A 15,913-nucleotide genomic window follows, 5' to 3' on the forward strand; every position below is an offset into this window, starting at 1 on the left:
ATCCAACCCAGCGCCGGGCGCGCCTAGTGCAGCGGGCCGCCGTACATCGCTTTGTGTTCGGCCTCGGCCTCTTCCCGCAACGCCGTGATTGCCAGGTTGAGCCTGTCGGCAAGCTCGCCGTGGGCGTAGCCGGTCATCACGCCCGGATGCAGGACCAGTTCGAGCAGCCTGCCGTCGGAGTTCGCGACCGCATACACGTCTCCCAAATCGACGCTGTAGGTGACGGCCTCGGCTTGCGCGACGAGGGCCTCCCACTTGTCGGCCGCCTCGCTGAGTTCCCGGAGAACGGATTCGACGAGGTCTTTGTCGCTGGAATGCGAGCGACCGCCGGACCCCGACACCCGGCCAGTATCGTCGACCCCTCCGACCAGCGTCAATTCATCGCCTAACTGCCGTGTCTACGACGGCGGCGCCGCCTCCAGCGCCTGGAACCAGCGCAGGTGATAGTTCGCCGACACCGTGTCTCCGATGACGAAGGCTTCGGTGGCGGCCAGCAACAGGCAGTTGAGCAGGAGCGTGGGGTCGACGTTCGGATGCTGAACCAGCAGTTGGTACCGGGCGGTGTCGAGATGAACGCGCAAGACGTCGACCTCTTGATCGGCGATGCGGGTGCCCGCGGCCGCGGTACTCGCCATCGCGTGCACCATCCTCGGCAACCCGTCGCGCCGCGTCGCCGCGCTCAGCGCGCCGCCGAGATCGTCGGTCGCCGGAAGTTCGCGCGGCTGCAGCGAGGACGTCGTCGTCGCCAAGTCGGCCGAGCGGCGCAACGAATCACCGGGGGCGTACGTGACGACGCGCGCCGTCTCGCCGATCAGGGCGGCGGCCTTGCCGTCGCGTCGCGCGGGGTCCAGTAGCCGCACACCGGCCGGGAGGGAGATCCCCGGCGGGATCCACCCGTGGGCCAGGTCGGTCACCACCACTGTGGTGCCGTCGACATGATCCCCGACCGCCCAGTTCAGCCGCGGCTCCTGCCGGACGACGAACTCCAGCAGGCGATTCAGCCGGTCGCCGTCGGGCTCCCCGCGGGCTGGAACTGCGTGCGCCGGGGCCGCTTCGTCGGGTGCGCTCGCGGGCGGGGGAGGGGCCGCTACCGGTGCCTCGATGACGGGTTCCGGCTCCACCGCCTCGGGCGGCTCCGGGGGAGCCGGCAGCGGGGGAACCGGGGGAGCGGGCATGTCATCGGTGACGGCCGGTATGACGAGGGTTTCGTCATGGCGAGGCGCGGCGACACGCCACCGCGGCTCGGGTGTCGCCTGTGCCGGCGCGGGCACAGGCTCCCATTCGGTGACCGCGGGCAGGACCTGCGTCGCCTCGAAATCCGTCCCGGGGACGTGCCGGGCCCTCCGGTGCGCCGGGGCAGGCACGGTATGCAGTTGGCGCACCGTCGACTCGACCCTCCGCTCGGCGCGGGCGCGTGCGTCGTCGATGATTCGGGCTTCTTCGGCCTGGCGCGCGGGGTCGGGCAACCCAGAGCGCTTGACGAGCTTCAGCTCGTCATTGGCACTTCTGGCGATTCGCTCGAGATCGGTCCTGAGATGCTCTGCCAGACCGGCGGTTTCGGGATCGGTCGTCGACAGCTCGGCAGGCCAGAGTCCACCGGTCACCCAGGGGGTGCAATCGATGGGAGAGCTGAAGGCCGGAATCGCCAGTGATTCTCGGGTCGCTCTCCGGAGGCGCTGGCGCGCCGTTATCCGACCGAAGATCGCCACCGGCTAAGCCTACCGGCACTACCGGGGGGCCTTTCCAGTCAGTGAATTGTGCCGCCGTCACCACGTGGGTAGCGTGTGGCCATGGCCGATTCTGCGCTGCAGCAGCAACTCGACGAAGTGCGCACCCTGCTGGCGCGCGCGCGAGAGTTGTTCGGCGCCAATCCCATTGAGCCGCCCACCGATATCGCACCCGACCCGGACGCGGCCAAGGTCTGGCTGCTGTAGGACGACGGTAAGCCTACTTTGCGCGGCTGCGCAGTTTGTGCGCCAGCAACGTCTCGATGGCGACGTCGAGGTCCCGGACGGTGGGCACCTCCGCGGACGGAGTGTGGCCGGCCGCAACGATCTCGTCGCGGACTTCCAGCAAGGCCTTCAGGCACGACACGTCGGCGGTCAGCAGAATGCCCCGCGCGAGGGTCTCGGCGTCGGTCTCCATCGCCCCTTCGGTCAGCGCGACGCTGTGCATGTATCCGCCGCGGCAGGAGCGGACCAGGATGTGCCCACTCGGGTGAACGGTGTCGAAAGCGGGGTTGGCGTCCGTCATCGACCGCCGTCGACGATGCCGCGGAACTGCCGCGCCGCATCCTGCTCGTGCCGCTCCCACATCGCCGCGGACAATGTCAGATTCTCCGCCATGTCGGCGTGGTCGTCGGCCTGTTGCTCGTAGCATTGCCGCCGGACCTCGAGCAGTTCGCGTCCGGCGTCGCGGAGCTCACTGAAGATCGGGCCGAGCGAGTCCAGGCTTTCCTGGATCGCGTCATGCGATGACGGGACGGTGCGCAGGTAGTCGGAGGTCTCGCGGTGACGTGCGGCAGCTTCGCGCAGGTGCGCGGGCACTACCTGGATCGAATCTGCCATTTGCTGTCTCCTGTCATGCGTCGTCGGCGGGCCGGCGGTTTCTATTGTGTGGTGGTGGGTGCGGGCGCAGGCCGGGCGGGTGTCTGTGGGTCGGTCCTGGGCGGCGCGTCCGCGCTCGTGGACGGCGCCGGTGGGTGTTCCCAGCCTAGAAAGCCCGGGCCGCTCACGGTGGCGATGCGTTGAATCTGCCCGTCCAGCACCGCTTTGCCCGGGCCCAGCGCAAGCGCGTGCCGATCGGTGAAGATGCCGATGTCGCCGGGCTGCAGCCGCGGCGGGTCGATCGGTTCGGCGACCGGTGATCCCGCAGCGGGGATGGTGATTCCCTGCTGGCGGAACGCATCTGGGATGGGCACCCCGGCGATCGCCGCCTTGATCGCGGCCGCGAGTTGAGCATTGGCCGCCGCGACCGTCTCACCGTCGGGCAGTGTCACCGTCACCCCCGACGGTGGTGGCGAGGAGTCCTCGGGTTGTTCGGCGGCGGCGTCGGGGTCGGGCTCGTCCAGGTCCCGGGCCTCCGGCGGCCGGGGCTTGTCGTCGCCGAACGCCCGCAGTGTCGGATCCCCCCTGCCGCCGTCCGGCAGCGCGGGCAGCGGCAAGCCCAGACCACCCAACGAACCCGGCGCCGCACCGAGGCCCGGCAGCGGCCCGGCGCCCAGGGCGGGAAGGGCCGGCATCGGCGGCGACGGCATCGGAGCTGCGGCAGGTCCGGCGCCCGGTGGCTGGCTGAGTGACCCGTCCGTGTCCGGGTCCGCCTCGTCGGCCACATCGAGCAGAGGGTCCCAAGCGGGATCATCCGGCGCCGGATCCTCGTCGGCGTCGGCCGATGTGCGCACCCCGTCACCGCTGCCCGGGTCGCTCCGGGACGCGTCGTACAGCGATGTCCAGGCGGCCATCAGGGCGGACTTCGACGTGTCGTCCAGGCTGGCGTTGAGCACCACGGCGCGGATGTCTCGAAGCTTGCCGATGAGGAACCGCTGGAAGTCCCGGGCTCCCGCGGGGGTGTCCAGATCGGAGCGCGCCTGCACCGCCGCCTCCGTTTCACGCTGCAGCTTCACCAGCGCCTCCCGTCCCTCGACGGTCGTGAGGTGTGCGTTGAGGATGGCCGCGACCACCTGCATGTCGAGCTGCGAGCTGGTCGAATTCTGTTGTGCCAAAGCCGTTTCGGCGCGTGCGATGGCATCCGCGGCATCGCCGCTCTCGCGCTCGTCGGGGGCTGCCGGCGGGGGCGCGTTCGGCGGTGGGTCGGGCGTCGCGGCGCCGAACACATCCGGGTGTTGCCGATGGATCTTGCCCAGAATGGCGCTGAGTTGCTCGGAACCGGTTGCGGGACTGAGGACGGCGGCCACTTCGCTCGGCGCCAATCCGGTCTGCCACGCGGTCGCGTCTCCGGTGCGGTCCCTGAGAGCGGCAACCGCCGCGAGCAACTCGTCATGTACCGACATGGCCTATGCCGCTGGCGGTGTGGTTCGCTGCGCCACGTATCGTGACCCCTCCATGCCGGGCGACGGTACGCAGGGCGCATCGCGGCTGACAATTCAGCACGACCGACGTTGTGAACAAACACCTTTCGCCTTCACTGGCCGTACTGCGTCCGCAGGCCGTCCAGCACGGTCCTCTTCTCGCGGCCCAGTTCCCGGGCTTCCGCCAAGACGGCGGAGATCTCGCGGTGCTTGGCAAGCAGAAACCTCTGAAACTCGCGCGCGCCCGACGGGGTGTCCAAGGCCAGGTCCGCCTGGTTTGCCACGGCGTTCTCGATGTCCTCGCCGATCGCCTCCAGGCGCCCGAGGCTTTCCCGCATGGCGGCGTGGGCGGTGGTGAGCACGTCGGCGAGGACGCGGTCGGCGTCGGTGATCGCGTCGTGCCGACGCGCGAGCTGCGCCTGCCGCGCTCGCACCGCGTCGATCGAAGGCCCGGCCCGTTCCGGCATTCGGATCAACCCCTTCGCCTTGCCCGGATCACTGTCATAGCGGTCGCCGGATCGCGACGTTGGCCCCCATCCGGCTGATCCGCACCGACGCACCCGAATACGGTGCTTCGACCACCAGGTTGTTGCCGATGGCCAGCTGCACGTGCCCGGCATGCGGGAAGACGAGATCGCCGGGACGGACCTGTGACCGCGGCACCGGGATTCCGTCGTTGATCTGCTGATACGTGGAGCGGTCGAGGTGAACCCCGGCCTGCGCATACGACCACTGCACCAGCCCGGAACAGTCGAACTGCTCGGGCCCCGTCGCACCCCAGACGTAGGGTCGTCCCAGGCGTGACAGCGCGGCGCGCACCGCGAGTGCGGCGCGGCCGTTCACCGACTCCGGACCGCGGTGCCGTAGCCGGTATCTCAGCGCCCGCAGCGCCGCCGCGTGTCGCCGAGCCTGCAGGCGGGCGGACAGCACATGTCCACGCTGGGTGCGCAGCCGCGCCGCTCGACGCCGCATCGCCTCCCGCTGCGCCAGCGGCGAGACGGCGGTGACGGTGTCGGCGCGGGCCTCGTCGAGAACGCCTCGGGTGAGCCGTCGGGCCTCGGACCGGTCCCGGGAGGCCTTCGCGACGACCTCCGCGGCCGCAGCGTCGATGCGGACGGCCGAGAGCAGCCGCTGTCGCGTGCGCTCGACCGCGTCCCGATAGTACTGCAACGCAACATGATTCGGTTGTGGCACGAGGCCATCGCGGCGCTCCAAGCCGACGTCCCACGCCGGTGGGCGCACGTCGCCGGCGAAGAACTCATGGGCCCGCCTCAGCAGGTCGATCTCGCCGGACGTCACGACGCCCCCTGTTGCGTGACGTCCCGGTCCGCCGCTTCGACGGCCTCGACGAAGGCGCGAACGCGGGGGAGTGCCCCCGCCGGAATCACCCCGCTGCTCCGCATGTCGAAGACGTCGTCGGCGGCCACGCCGATCAGAGCGGCGAGGATCGTCTCCGGCAGGGACGACCGGGAGCAGGCCCGGTCGAACCGGGCGGTCAGGCTGGTGGGCATCCGCTCCAGCAGGGTCTGGCGCGTCGCCTCGAGTTCCTGCAGGTGATCCATCAGCCGGCCCGTCGAGTCGGCTCCGGCGTTCACCGCCACCCGCCACGAACTCGCGGCGAGCATCTCCGCCTTGACGCACTGCGCGATCACAGACTGAATATACGTCTCATATTCGTTTGATGTTGTCGCCGGCAGCCGATCGATGACGGATTTGAGGGCGTCGAGCTGCGCCTCGGCGTAGCCTTCCAGCACTTCGGTATCGCTGTGGCGATCGACCACCACCGGACCCGTGCGCCTCGCCGGCGGCGCGGTGGGGGACTGGGCGGCGAGCAACCGCGCCAGCTCCGCTTCCGGATCCGCGGCCACCAGAAGCCGGGAGTAGGTGCCCGGCGGCAGACCGAGGCCGTTTTCAACCTTTTGAACTGTGCTTTTGTGCGGTTTGCGCGCTCCGCGTTCGAGAAAGCTCAGCCCCATGACGCTGACGCCCGTCGCGGCCGCCAGCTCGGCGAGCGACCAGTCGCGCGATTCGCGCAGGGCGCGGATTGCCGCACCGGCCGATTCACGGCTCACCGCAGGCTCCGGCCATAGGCCGGATATTACACAGCAGCCTCGACCAGATTTGGGATATACGTTTTTGTCTCGTTTCTCTTGCGGTGGCCGCTCGGATGCGTATACGCTTTCGACTACGTTCAAGCCCGACGAGGAGGCCGAGATGGGACACCCTTGCGCAGCGAACCCGGAACTGTGGTTCGGCTACCCCGACGACGATGACGCTGACGGCGCGGCGAAGGCACGTGCCTACGAACGGTCGGCTACCGAGGCGAGGATCCAGTGCCTGCGGCGCTGCCCGCTGGCGCAGCAGCGCCGATGCGCGCAGCACGCCATCGCGCACCGCGAGGAATACGGCGTCTGGGCGGGCGTGAAGTTGCCGGGCGGCCAGTACAGGAAGCGCGAACAGTTGGCCGCCGCCCACGACGTCCTGCGCCGGATCGCCAGCGGCGAGATCAACTCGCGGCAGTTGCCTGAGAACGCGATGTTGCTGGCTCGTCACGAGCATGATGCCGTGCCGGCTGCCGCGGTCGTACTGCACCTGCCGGCCGCTCAGATCGGGCCCCGGTCCGCCGCCTGACAGTTTGCTGAGGGGGTCGACGGGGTAGTCGAGGTCGGCAACCATTGCCAACCCCGAAAGCCCAGCGATGACGTTCGACCTGACACCGACGGCCGCGCAACACGACCTGGCCCGCCGGACGCACGAGTTCGCGGAGTCGGTGATACGCCCCGTTGCCCTCGAATACGACCAGCGACAGGAGTTTCCCTGGCCGGTGCTCGAGGAGGCGGCCCGCTGCGGCTTCTACAGCCCGCTGTTCTACCGCGATCTGATCGGCGACCCGACCGGCATCTCGTTGCCGATGTTCATGGAGGAGCTGTTCTGGGGTTGTGCTGGAATCGGTTTGGCGATCGTCATGCCGGCGCTTGCCCTGTCCGCGATCGGTCAGGCCGCGTCCCCCGAGCAGATGCTGCAGTGGGCGCCGGAATGCTTCGGGACGCCCGGTGACATCAAACTCGCGGCGCTGGCGATCTCCGAACCCGAAGGGGGCAGCGACGTCCGCAATCTACGCACGCGGGCCCGCCGCGACGGCGATGACTGGATCATCGACGGCCACAAGATGTGGATCGGCAACGGCGGGATCGCCAACGTGCATGTCGTCAACGCGGTGGTGGACGAGGAACTCGGCCATCGCGGTCAGGCGCTGTTCATCGTGCCGGGCGGGACGCCCGGCCTGAAACTGGTGCGCAAGCTCGACAAGCTGGGCTGCCGGGCATCGCACACGGCCGAGCTGCTCTTCGAGGGAGTCCGCGTCCCGGGCGCGAATCTGCTTGGGGGAGAGGAGAAGCTGGAGCACAAGCTCGCCAAGGCGCGCGAGGTGGTCGCCGGTGGCCAACGCTCCGGCTCGGCGACGCTGGGCACGTTCGAGCAGACGCGCCCGATGGTGGCCGCGCAGGCGATCGGCATCGCGCGCGCCGCACTCGAGTATGCGACCGCGTACGCCACCGAGCGCGAGGCGTTCGGCGGACCGATCATCGACAATCAGGGCATCGCCTTCACGCTCGCCGAACTGGCCACCCAGATCGACGCGGCGCGGCTGCTGACCTGGCGGGCGTCATGGATGGCGGCCAACGGGGTGTCGTTCGACCGGGGGGAGGGCTCGATGTCGAAGATGGCCGCGAGCGAGGTGGCCGTCAAGGCGACCGAGCGGGCCATCCAAACCATGGGCGGGTGGGGTTACATCACGGATCACCCGGTCGAGAAGTGGTATCGGGATGCCAAGCTGTACACGATCTTTGAGGGCACCAGCGAGATCCAGCGCATGGTGATCGCGAATGCGCTCGGCGCCTCGGTGGGTGCGCCGCCGCTGCACGTCGTCCTCGAGCCGTCGGGGGGAGCCCTCAGCCGGGTCTTCGGTCGCGGCACCCCGCTGCGGTCGCGCGCCGCCGATCGCGCGCTGTCGATGCAGGATCGCGTCCCCGAGCCGGTCATGCGACTGGCGATGAAGGTGCTGCGGCCGCCCGGGAAGTGAGCGGGCTACGGTCGAGGGGACGATGAGCAACCTTGAAGTCGCGCCGGTTGAAGTTTCGTGCAGCGCATCGGAGGGTGCGGGCGTCGATGTGTTGCGGCCGCGCGAGGTCCCGCTCGGCGGTCCGCGCGCGATGCGCGTTCAGCGCACGCTGCCGCAACGGGACCGGTCGCTGATCGGCGCCTGGTGCTTCATCGACCACTACGGGCCCGCGTCGTCGCGCATGGACGTGCCGCCGCACCCGCACACCGGTCTGCAAACCGTGAGCTGGCTGTTCGGCGGCGAAGTGGAGCATCGCGACAGCGCCGGCGTCCACGCTCGGGTGTTGCCCGGCGAGCTGAACCTGATGACCGCCGGCGCGGGCATCTGCCACTCCGAGGTGTCGGTCGCGTCCAACGCGTTGTTGCACGGCGTGCAGTTGTGGGTGGCACTGCCCGACTCCGACCGCGACACCATGCGCGACTTCGCCCACTACGTGCCGCCGATGACGGCGCTGCCCGGCGCGGTCGCGCGTGTCTTCCTCGGAGGTCTCGCCGGAAGCCGTTCGCCTGTGCTGACTTTCACTCCTCTGCTCGGGGCGCAAATCGACCTCGATCCTCATGCCCGGCTGGACCTGAAGGTCGACCCGGCATTCGAGCACGGCGTCCTGTGCGACATCGGCCCAGTGGAACTCGACGGGACGGTGCTGACGGTCGCCGAGCTGGGCCACTGGGACCCGGGCAATGACACGCTGCACCTGCGCAACTTGGGAGATGCGCCGGCGCGGGTGCTGCTGCTCGGCGGGCCGCCCTTCACCGAAGAGTTGGTGATGTGGTGGAACTTCGTCGGACGAAGCCACGACGAGATCGTCGGCTACCGCCAGATGTGGGAAGACGGCGACGAGCGCTTCGGGTCCGTCAGCGGGTATCAGGGTTCGGTAAGCCGACTGCCCGCACCCCCGTTGCCGGCCACCCGGCTGAAGCCACGATCGACACACCAACGAAAGGGGAGCACGCATGACGACAGATAAGACCGGCGCGGAGGTCACGGTAGCCACGGAGGACGGCAGGTACACCATTGCGGTCGACGGGAAGATGGTCGGCCTCGCCGACTTCGCCGACCGCGACAACCAGCGCGTCTTCTACCACACCGAAATCGACCCGTCCTACGGCGGACGCGGCCTGGCCACCATCCTCATCGAGGAGGCGCTCAACGAGGCGCGGGGCGAGGGCAAGCGCATCGTTCCGGTGTGCTCGATGGTGGTCACCGTGCTCAAGAAGCACCCGGAGTACGACGACATCACCGACCCGGTGACCTCGGACGTCCAGCGGTGGCTGAACTCTTAGCAGGGTTAGGCAAGTCGAGAGACATCACAGGAAAGGCTTCTGGCGCTCTCAATTGCCGCCTCCACCTAAGAGATGCCCTCGGACAACGTCTCTTCGATATCTTCGATCGACCGTGGAATGAAGTGGCTGAAAATGGTGGCGTCGGGTTCCATCAAAATGGCATCGCCCTGCGGCGAATGTAATTCCGCTATGCCCTCTGCTATCTGGGTCACCGACACCTCGTGGCTGTAACCAAGCGCGTACAACCGGGGTCCCAGGCGTTCCGCACCAACTATTCCCCGCGCCATCGACCCCCACTTCCAAATGAGGTACTTTTCGGCCAGCTCGAAGGTTGACAGTTTTGCAGTGTCGTTGTGGCGTTGTCCACGATCGTTGACGGTGTCGACGACCCACCAAGATTCGGTTTGGCGCAGGTGGAATTCATAGTCGGTGGCCTTGAACTTGATCGTGCAGTCGTCACACTCTCTCGAAATGGAAACCTCGTCGAGGCGGGAGATCGCAGTCCATTTGCGCCAATTTGTCGACAGCCGGCTGTAGTCCACCATCACTTACGCACCTCTCCCAAGTATCCCGACTCGACCAAGGCGTCGACTGGGGCGTCCTTACCGTCCGGCCCGATAACCCGATATTGCGTCCCCCCGCCAGGTTGTTTGAACCAAGGCGCCACTTGTGATTGTTCGATGTGAAAGCCCGAGGGTAGTGCGGCGGGGTCTTTCACGAAGTATTCATAGTATGGTTTCGCCGCACTGCTCGGTGGAAGCGACAGTTGCGCGAATGGCGTGCCCTCAGGCGCCAGATACGAACCGCCGGGGAGTCCGAAGCGGCTCAGGGCAGTACCCGCGGGCAAATGGGCGTCCGGGATGACGGTTCCCGGTATCGCATAGGGTTTGGTCGGCGACGCGTCATCCGGATAAATCAGGCTCCCATCCGGCTTCGTGAATTCCGGCCCGGGGTCAACCGGCTCGTAGCCGTGGAACAACGGATGATCGGGTAGCAGCGGCGGCGGCGCGTGAGGTGTGGGCGGCGGGGCACCGTCGGGCGCCACGGGCGCGTGCGGCCCTGCAGGAGCATGTTCGCCGGGCGTCGCCCCGGCGTCTCCGGGCGGGACGTGCTCGACGACGGGCGCCGGTCCGGGCTGGGTGCCCGGGACGGGTAGCCCGCCTTCGTCCGGAATCGGTCCACGTGACGGAAACGCCGATTTGGCGAGCGCTTCACGCGTCTCGGCGAAGCTCGCAGCGCGGGCGAGGAGGTTGTCGGACGTCAGACCTTCCATCCCCCCGCGGCTGAGCAAGGTCTTCAGGCCTTGCCACGCCGCTTGGCCGCCCGCCTTCAGTTCGGGCCCGCCGAGCGCCAGCGTGATGGCGCTCCACAACGGCTCGGGCGTGGCCTCGACCTTCCCGGGATCCGGCGTGCGCATGCCGGTCAACTTCCCGCTGCTGAACGTGTAGGCCGTGCCGGTGGCCTGGTCGAAGAATTCTCCCGTGCCGTCCTTGAGCTGCCCGACGACCTGAACGGGCTGCCCGTCGGCTTTGTAGGTGAACGTGAAGTGCCCGTCGGGACCGACGTTGATCGAGGCGGGATCGATGTTGTGGTAGTCCGGAATCTTCCCGAGGTCGTCGAGGGCCTTGGCGAGATCGGCCTTGAGCTTCGGCAGGGCGGCGTTGGCGGCTTCTCCCTCCGGGGATCCGGGCCCGTGGGCATACAGGTCGGCCAAGGCCCTGTCGAGAGCGCCCTGCGCCGCGCGAACCTTGGCCATCTGGTCCAGCACCGCTTGGTCGGTGATCCGCCGGATCTCGGCGAGCGCGGCCTGCTGGGCATCGGACGGCGGGGAGACGCCGTCAGCATCGACACCGTGCAGCGGTGCGCCGTCATAGCCGTCGTCGTGCAGGCAATCCACCGATTTCTGCAGGCAGTCGGAGTAGCCGCCGCGGATCGACAGAAGCCGGGCCAGCGCTGCTTTGGTGTCGCGAACGGCGTCGCCCTCGCACGTGTCGATGAGCGCATGCAAGGCATTGGCGTCCGCGGCGTCGACACCCTTTTGCAGCATGGCCACGGCCTGGCCGATCAAGTTCGCGAGTTCGCGCAGCTGGGCGTCCAACGTCGCGATCTGCGGGGCGGCGGACTGCTGCGCTTCGGCCAACGCGGCGGCGATGTTTTCGAGATGGACCGCGATCTTGGGCAACTTCGGCGACAGCGCCCCCAGAGACGTCGTCACCCGCTGCACTTCGGCGGAATCGTTGATCGGGTGATCGCCGTTCTGGTGATTCCAGGCCACGTCGAAGCGACTGCGGGCTTGCTCGAACGCGTGATCGGCCTCGGCGGTGCAGATGCCTGCCTGGTGGAAGGCCTCGGCCAGCCCGGCGATCTCGGATGGCCTGCCGGCCTGAAGGCTTCGGTTGATCGCCCACGGATCCCCACCGGCCTCCGCCACCAGCGCGTCGACGTCTATGTAGGGCGAGCCCATAGCACCGCCCGGAGATGCGCCGTCGCGCAGTGACGCCTGACCATGCCAACCCCCTGAACTGGCGATCACGGTACTTGCGCCAGCACGGACGTCAATTCACCGCGCGACCAGTCACCGGGGGACTAAGCAAGCAAGAAGAACACGAAAAGTGGGCGAAGGGGGACTTGAACCCCCACGTCCCGAAGGACACTGGCACCTGAAGCCAGCGCGTCTGCCATTCCGCCACTCGCCCGGGGAAACGACCGATGGACCATACCACTGTAATAGCCACATTCCCCAATCGCCCCGGTGGCCCTGCGGGCTTCGCCCGTACCGCTCTGACCTGGGCCGACGCGATTCTCAGAGTTCTCGAGGTGCCGCGGTGAGGCGGTGTCCCGATACCATGCGTAGGTGATACGACACCCGGGCGGCCCGTTTGCCTCGCGCCGGCGATCTGACGCCACACGTGCGGACGAACGCTGATCGATGAATAGCCACCGGGGGCTCGCGGCGCGGATCGAGCGCAAGCTCGAGGCGACGGTCGACAACGCGTTCGCCCGGGTGTTCGGGGGAGCGATCGTGCCGCAGGAGATTGAAGGCGTACTGCGCAGGGAAGCCGAGAGCGGCGTCCAGACGCTCCAGGGAAATCGCCTTTTGGCCCCCAACGAATACATCATTACCCTCGGTATGCACGACTTCGAGAAGGTGGGCGCCGACCCGGATCTCACGTCGGGCACATTCGCTCGGTACTTGGCTGACTACATTCAGGAACAGGGGTGGCAAACGTATGGTGAGGTGGTCGTCCGGTTCGAGCAGTCGTCGAACCTGCGTACCGGCCAGTACCGCGCCAGTGGTGCTGTCAACCCCGATGCCCAGCCCCGCCCGACGGTCGATGATCCCGTCCAGCGACAATCAAATAACGCGTTCGGCGCAGAACGAGGAGTAGCAATGACCGACAATCCAAGCTACCGCGGGGGTCCGGGGCCGCAACGGCCCGGTGAAGAGTACTACGACGACCGCTACGGGCGTCCGCAGGACGATCCGCGCGGGGGCCCGGAACCGCAGGGCGGCCCCGACCAGGGCGGCTACCCGCAGCAGGGCGGCTACCCGCAGCAGCAGGGCTACCCGCCGCCGCGGCAGCCCGAACAGGGTGGCTACCCCGAGCAAGGCGGCTACCCCCCGCAAGGCGGCTACCCCGAGCAGGGCGGGTACCCGGGCCAGGCTGGTTATCAGCAGGGCGGCTACCCCGAGCAGCGCGGCTACCAGGGCCAGGGCGGCTACCCAGACCAGCAGGGCGGCTACCCCCAGCAAGGCGGCTACCCCGAGCAGCGCGGCTACCAGGAACCGGAGCACGGCGGTTATCCACCGTCGTACGAGCAACGGCCTCCCGCGCCGGCCGGATACGGCGGCCAGGCCCCCCAGGGCTACGACCAGGGATACCGGCAGGGCGGCGGCTACGGACCCCCCGCCGGCACGCAGCCCGGTGCGCCGCAGGGCTACGGCGATTACGGCGACTACAACCGTGGCCCCGCCCCTCAGCAGGAGGCCGGCTACGCCCCTCCGGCCCCACCGGAGCAGCGCCCCGCTTACCCCGAGCAGGGCGGCGGGTACGAGCAGGGTTACCAGCAAGGCGGTGGATACGGCCGCCAGGATTACGGCCAGGGCGACTACACCCAGTACGCCGAACCCGTCCCCGGCGGCTACGGCGCTCAGGGCGGTGGCTATGGCGAGACGGCCAACCGTGACTACGAATACGGCCAGCCCGCCGACTACGGTCAGCCGGCTGACTACGGGCAGGCGGGTGGCTACGGCGCCTACGGTCAGGGCGGCTACGGGGCCGCCGGGTCGTCGGTCACGCTGCAGCTCGACGACGGCAGCGGGCGCACTTACCAGCTGCGCGAGGGCGCCAACATCGTCGGCCGCGGCCAGGACGCGCAGTTCCGGTTGCCCGACACCGGCGTCTCGCGCCGTCACCTGGAGATCCGGTGGGACGGCCAGGTCGCGCTCCTCACCGACCTCAACTCCACCAACGGGACCACCGTCAACAACGCCCCGGTTCAGGAATGGCAGTTGGCTGACGGCGACGTGATCCGTCTGGGCCACTCGGAGATCATCGTCCGCATCCACTGAACCCGCCGGCTCGACGCTGCCGTGCTTCGCCCCGTGCCGACCTGCGTCCAAGTATCGTGACGTTGCCGATGTGCTGGGCGCGGGGGATGTGACGCCAGGACGGAAAGGACGCCAGATGCAGGGACTCGTACTGCAGCTGACGCGTGCCGGTTTTCTGATGTTGCTCTGGGTCTTCATCTGGTCGGTGCTGCGCATCCTGCGGACCGACATCTACGCGCCGACGGGGGCGGTCATGGTGCGACGCGGCCTCACACTGCGCAGCACGCTGCTGCCTTCGCGGCAACGCGGGCACGCCGCCCGCTACCTCGTGGTCACCGAGGGCTCGCTGGCGGGCGCGCGGATCACCCTCAGCGGGCAGCCGGTCCTGATCGGACGCGCTGACGATTCGACACTGGTGTTGACCGACGACTACGCCTCGACGCGGCACGCCCGGCTGTCTCAGCGCGGGTCGGAATGGTACGTCGAAGATCTAGGATCGACCAACGGCACTTACCTCGACAGGGCAAAGGTGACGACTGCGGTACGAGTTCCGATGGGTACGCCGATCCGGATCGGCAAGACGGCGATCGAGCTGCGCCCGTGACCCTGGTCTTGCGTTACGCCGCGCGCAGCGACCGCGGCCTGGTGCGCTCCAACAACGAAGACTCCGTCTACGCCGGCGCACGCCTGCTGGCGCTCGCCGACGGCATGGGCGGACACGCCGCCGGTGAGGTCGCCTCCCAGCTGGTGATCGCCGCGCTGGCCCACCTCGACGACGACGAGCCCGGTGGCGACCTGCTGGCCAAGCTCGACGCGGCGGTACGCGCCGGAAACTCCGCCATCGCAGCGCAGGTGGAGGCGGAACCCGAGCTGGAAGGGATGGGCACCACCCTCACCGCGATCCTGTTCGCCGGTGACCGGATCGGGCTGGTGCACATCGGTGATTCACGCGGATACCTGCTGCGCGACGGCGAATTGACCCAGATCACCAAGGACGACACGTTCGTTCAGACGTTGGTCGACGAAGGTCGGATCACGCGGGAAGAGGCCCACAGCCACCCGCAGCGGTCGCTCATCATGCGGGCGCTGACGGGCCACGAGGTCGAACCCACCCTGACCATGCGCGAGGCTCGCGCCGGTGACCGCTACCTGCTGTGCTCCGACGGGTTGTCCGACCCGGTGAGCGACGAGACCATCCTCGAGGCGCTCCAGATCCCCGACGTGGCCGAGGCCGCCTACCGCCTCATCGAACTGGCGCTTCGCGGCGGGGGCCCCGACAACGTGACGGTCGTGGTCGCCGACGTGGTCGACTACGACTACGGCCAGACGCAGCCCATCCTGGCCGGGGCGGTCTCGGGGGACGACGACCAACTGACCCTGCCCAACACCTCCGCCGGGCGCGCGTCGGCGATCAGGCCGCGCGAAGAGGTCGCCAAACGCGTTCCGCCGCAAGAGGAAACGCCCACGAAGTCGCGGTGGTCATGGCGGCGGACGGCAATCGTCGTCACGCTGGTGATCCTTCTGGTGCTCGCGGGACTCGCAATCGGCAGGGCGATCGTCCGCAGCAATTACTACGTCGCCGAATACAACGGCATGGTGTCGATCCTGCGCGGCATCCAGGGATCGCTGCTGGGCGTGTCGCTGCACGAGCCGTATCTGGTCGCATGCCTGGGCGCGGGTAATCAGGTGTCCACCATCAGCTTTCGAGACGTCGGGGCGCAGGTCGTTCAGCTGCATCGGCCGGCAGTTGAGCGGCGCCCCGACGTCTCGAAAGCTGATGGTGGACACCTGATTACCCGCGCCCAGGCATGCGACCAGATACGGCTCGGGCAGCGACACGCCCCGCCGGGGTCCCTGGGATACGGGCCGGGCCGACACCCTGCCCTGGTATTTTGCGCACTACTGATATATTCGGGGGCATGCCCTGCCCG

At 68.4% G+C, this 15,913-nt stretch carries 18 protein-coding genes and 1 tRNA gene; 8 read left to right on the forward strand and 11 right to left on the reverse strand.

The annotated features are described in order from the left end of the window. Nucleotides 1-23: 23 nt before the first annotated feature. On the reverse strand, nt 24-341 hold the full coding sequence (locus GPY60_RS03710; RefSeq protein ID WP_156686307.1) for a DUF2710 family protein: 318 nt from the start codon (nt 339-341) through the stop codon (nt 24-26). 57 nt (nt 342-398) lie between these two features. Further along, nucleotides 399-1,709: a DUF5632 domain-containing protein gene (locus GPY60_RS03715; RefSeq protein WP_156686268.1), complete on the reverse strand. Its 1,311-nt coding sequence runs from the start codon at nt 1,707-1,709 to the stop codon at nt 399-401. Nucleotides 1,710-1,790: 81 nt separating this feature from the next. On the opposite strand from GPY60_RS03715, the gene GPY60_RS26525 reads away from it, so the two are divergent. Next, nucleotides 1,791-1,934 carry a hypothetical protein gene (locus tag GPY60_RS26525; protein WP_197283523.1) on the forward strand — a complete coding sequence of 48 codons (144 nt, stop codon included), beginning with the start codon at nt 1,791-1,793 and terminating at the stop codon, nt 1,932-1,934. A 13-nt stretch (nt 1,935-1,947) separates the two neighbouring features. Here GPY60_RS26525 and GPY60_RS03720 read toward each other — a convergent pair whose 3' ends face one another. The 6 genes from GPY60_RS03720 to GPY60_RS03745 all read right to left on the reverse strand — a co-directional run bounded on the left by GPY60_RS03720 (nt 1,948) and on the right by GPY60_RS03745 (nt 6,099). Next, the gene (locus GPY60_RS03720; RefSeq protein WP_156686269.1) at nt 1,948-2,253 is read right to left on the reverse strand and encodes a DUF2694 family protein; all 306 of its coding nucleotides are present in this window, start codon (nt 2,251-2,253) and stop codon (nt 1,948-1,950) included. Further along, complete coding sequence (locus GPY60_RS03725; RefSeq protein ID WP_156686270.1) at nt 2,250-2,567, reverse strand: ESX-1 secretion-associated protein; 318 nt, start codon at nt 2,565-2,567, stop codon at nt 2,250-2,252. The genes GPY60_RS03720 and GPY60_RS03725 overlap by 4 nt, the downstream gene beginning before the upstream one ends. 41 nt (nt 2,568-2,608) lie before the next feature. Then, complete coding sequence (locus GPY60_RS03730) at nt 2,609-4,009, reverse strand: DUF4226 domain-containing protein (protein WP_156686271.1); 1,401 nt, start codon at nt 4,007-4,009, stop codon at nt 2,609-2,611. 131 nt (nt 4,010-4,140) lie between these two features. Further along, entirely contained in the window at nt 4,141-4,494 is a 354-nt protein-coding gene (locus GPY60_RS03735) for a DUF4226 domain-containing protein (protein ID WP_156686272.1), read from the reverse strand. A gap of 34 nt (nt 4,495-4,528) precedes the next feature. Continuing rightward, nucleotides 4,529-5,326 (reverse strand): C40 family peptidase, encoded by a 798-nt coding sequence (locus tag GPY60_RS03740; RefSeq protein WP_156686273.1) that lies wholly within the window; start codon nt 5,324-5,326, stop codon nt 4,529-4,531. Continuing rightward, nucleotides 5,323-6,099, reverse strand: a complete 777-nt coding sequence (locus GPY60_RS03745; protein WP_156686274.1) for a helix-turn-helix domain-containing protein — start codon at nt 6,097-6,099, stop codon at nt 5,323-5,325. Before GPY60_RS03745 ends, GPY60_RS03740 begins: the two co-directional genes overlap by 4 nt. Before the next feature lie 142 nt (nt 6,100-6,241). On the opposite strand from GPY60_RS03745, the gene GPY60_RS03750 reads away from it, so the two are divergent. From GPY60_RS03750 to GPY60_RS03765, 4 genes are all read left to right on the forward strand, one after another. Further along, nucleotides 6,242-6,658: a WhiB family transcriptional regulator gene (locus GPY60_RS03750; protein WP_156686275.1), complete on the forward strand. Its 417-nt coding sequence runs from the start codon at nt 6,242-6,244 to the stop codon at nt 6,656-6,658. A 67-nt stretch (nt 6,659-6,725) separates the two neighbouring features. After that, complete coding sequence (locus GPY60_RS03755; RefSeq protein WP_156686276.1) at nt 6,726-8,108, forward strand: acyl-CoA dehydrogenase family protein; 1,383 nt, start codon at nt 6,726-6,728, stop codon at nt 8,106-8,108. 22 nt (nt 8,109-8,130) lie between these two features. Further along, nucleotides 8,131-9,114: a pirin family protein gene (locus GPY60_RS03760; RefSeq protein ID WP_156686277.1), complete on the forward strand. Its 984-nt coding sequence runs from the start codon at nt 8,131-8,133 to the stop codon at nt 9,112-9,114. Beyond that, entirely contained in the window at nt 9,101-9,430 is a 330-nt protein-coding gene (locus GPY60_RS03765) for a GNAT family N-acetyltransferase (protein ID WP_156686278.1), read from the forward strand. Before GPY60_RS03760 ends, GPY60_RS03765 begins: the two co-directional genes overlap by 14 nt. Before the next feature lie 65 nt (nt 9,431-9,495). Here the strand turns inward: GPY60_RS03765 and GPY60_RS03770 are convergent, their stop codons facing one another. The 3 genes from GPY60_RS03770 to GPY60_RS03780 all read right to left on the reverse strand — a co-directional run bounded on the left by GPY60_RS03770 (nt 9,496) and on the right by GPY60_RS03780 (nt 12,126). Beyond that, on the reverse strand, nt 9,496-9,978 hold the full coding sequence (locus GPY60_RS03770; RefSeq protein WP_156686279.1) for a hypothetical protein: 483 nt from the start codon (nt 9,976-9,978) through the stop codon (nt 9,496-9,498). Next, on the reverse strand, nt 9,975-11,894 hold the full coding sequence (locus GPY60_RS03775) for a TNT domain-containing protein (RefSeq protein WP_156686280.1): 1,920 nt from the start codon (nt 11,892-11,894) through the stop codon (nt 9,975-9,977). Before GPY60_RS03775 ends, GPY60_RS03770 begins: the two co-directional genes overlap by 4 nt. A gap of 149 nt (nt 11,895-12,043) precedes the next feature. Then, nucleotides 12,044-12,126, reverse strand: a tRNA-Leu gene (locus GPY60_RS03780). A 233-nt stretch (nt 12,127-12,359) separates the two neighbouring features. Here GPY60_RS03780 and GPY60_RS03785 point away from each other — a divergent pair. The 3 genes from GPY60_RS03785 to GPY60_RS03795 all read left to right on the forward strand — a co-directional run. Beyond that, the gene (locus GPY60_RS03785) at nt 12,360-14,003 is read left to right on the forward strand and encodes a DUF3662 and FHA domain-containing protein (protein WP_156686281.1); all 1,644 of its coding nucleotides are present in this window, start codon (nt 12,360-12,362) and stop codon (nt 14,001-14,003) included. 115 nt (nt 14,004-14,118) lie between these two features. Further along, nucleotides 14,119-14,586, forward strand: coding sequence for an FHA domain-containing protein FhaB/FipA (locus tag GPY60_RS03790; RefSeq protein ID WP_156686282.1), 468 nt, complete (start codon nt 14,119-14,121; stop codon nt 14,584-14,586). Then, nucleotides 14,583-15,913, forward strand: a 1,331-nt coding sequence (locus GPY60_RS03795; RefSeq protein WP_231639294.1) for a PP2C family protein-serine/threonine phosphatase, incomplete at its 3' end; no start/stop codon positions are given. The genes GPY60_RS03790 and GPY60_RS03795, both read left to right, overlap by 4 nt.

The sequence above is a fragment of the Mycobacterium sp. Marseille-P9652 genome (genome assembly GCF_902652685.1).
GTDB lineage: Bacteria > Actinomycetota > Actinomycetes > Mycobacteriales > Mycobacteriaceae > Mycobacterium.

What these genes read in the sequence shown, in the direction of transcription:
- GPY60_RS26525 (WP_197283523.1), top strand. Translation starts at nt 1,791, where the DNA reads ATGGCCGATTCTGCGCTGCAGCAGCAACTCGACGAAGTGCGCACCCTG.
- GPY60_RS03720 (WP_156686269.1), bottom strand. Translation starts at nt 2,253, where the DNA reads ATGACGGACGCCAACCCCGCTTTCGACACCGTTCACCCGAGTGGGCAC.
- GPY60_RS03725 (WP_156686270.1), bottom strand. Translation starts at nt 2,567, where the DNA reads ATGGCAGATTCGATCCAGGTAGTGCCCGCGCACCTGCGCGAAGCTGCC.
- GPY60_RS03730 (WP_156686271.1), bottom strand. Translation starts at nt 4,009, where the DNA reads ATGTCGGTACATGACGAGTTGCTCGCGGCGGTTGCCGCTCTCAGGGAC.
- GPY60_RS03735 (WP_156686272.1), bottom strand. Translation starts at nt 4,494, where the DNA reads ATGCCGGAACGGGCCGGGCCTTCGATCGACGCGGTGCGAGCGCGGCAG.
- GPY60_RS03750 (WP_156686275.1), top strand. Translation starts at nt 6,242, where the DNA reads ATGGGACACCCTTGCGCAGCGAACCCGGAACTGTGGTTCGGCTACCCC.
- GPY60_RS03755 (WP_156686276.1), top strand. Translation starts at nt 6,726, where the DNA reads ATGACGTTCGACCTGACACCGACGGCCGCGCAACACGACCTGGCCCGC.
- GPY60_RS03760 (WP_156686277.1), top strand. Translation starts at nt 8,131, where the DNA reads ATGAGCAACCTTGAAGTCGCGCCGGTTGAAGTTTCGTGCAGCGCATCG.
- GPY60_RS03765 (WP_156686278.1), top strand. Translation starts at nt 9,101, where the DNA reads ATGACGACAGATAAGACCGGCGCGGAGGTCACGGTAGCCACGGAGGAC.
- GPY60_RS03775 (WP_156686280.1), bottom strand. Translation starts at nt 11,894, where the DNA reads ATGGGCTCGCCCTACATAGACGTCGACGCGCTGGTGGCGGAGGCCGGT.
- GPY60_RS03785 (WP_156686281.1), top strand. Translation starts at nt 12,360, where the DNA reads ATGAATAGCCACCGGGGGCTCGCGGCGCGGATCGAGCGCAAGCTCGAG.
- GPY60_RS03790 (WP_156686282.1), top strand. Translation starts at nt 14,119, where the DNA reads ATGCAGGGACTCGTACTGCAGCTGACGCGTGCCGGTTTTCTGATGTTG.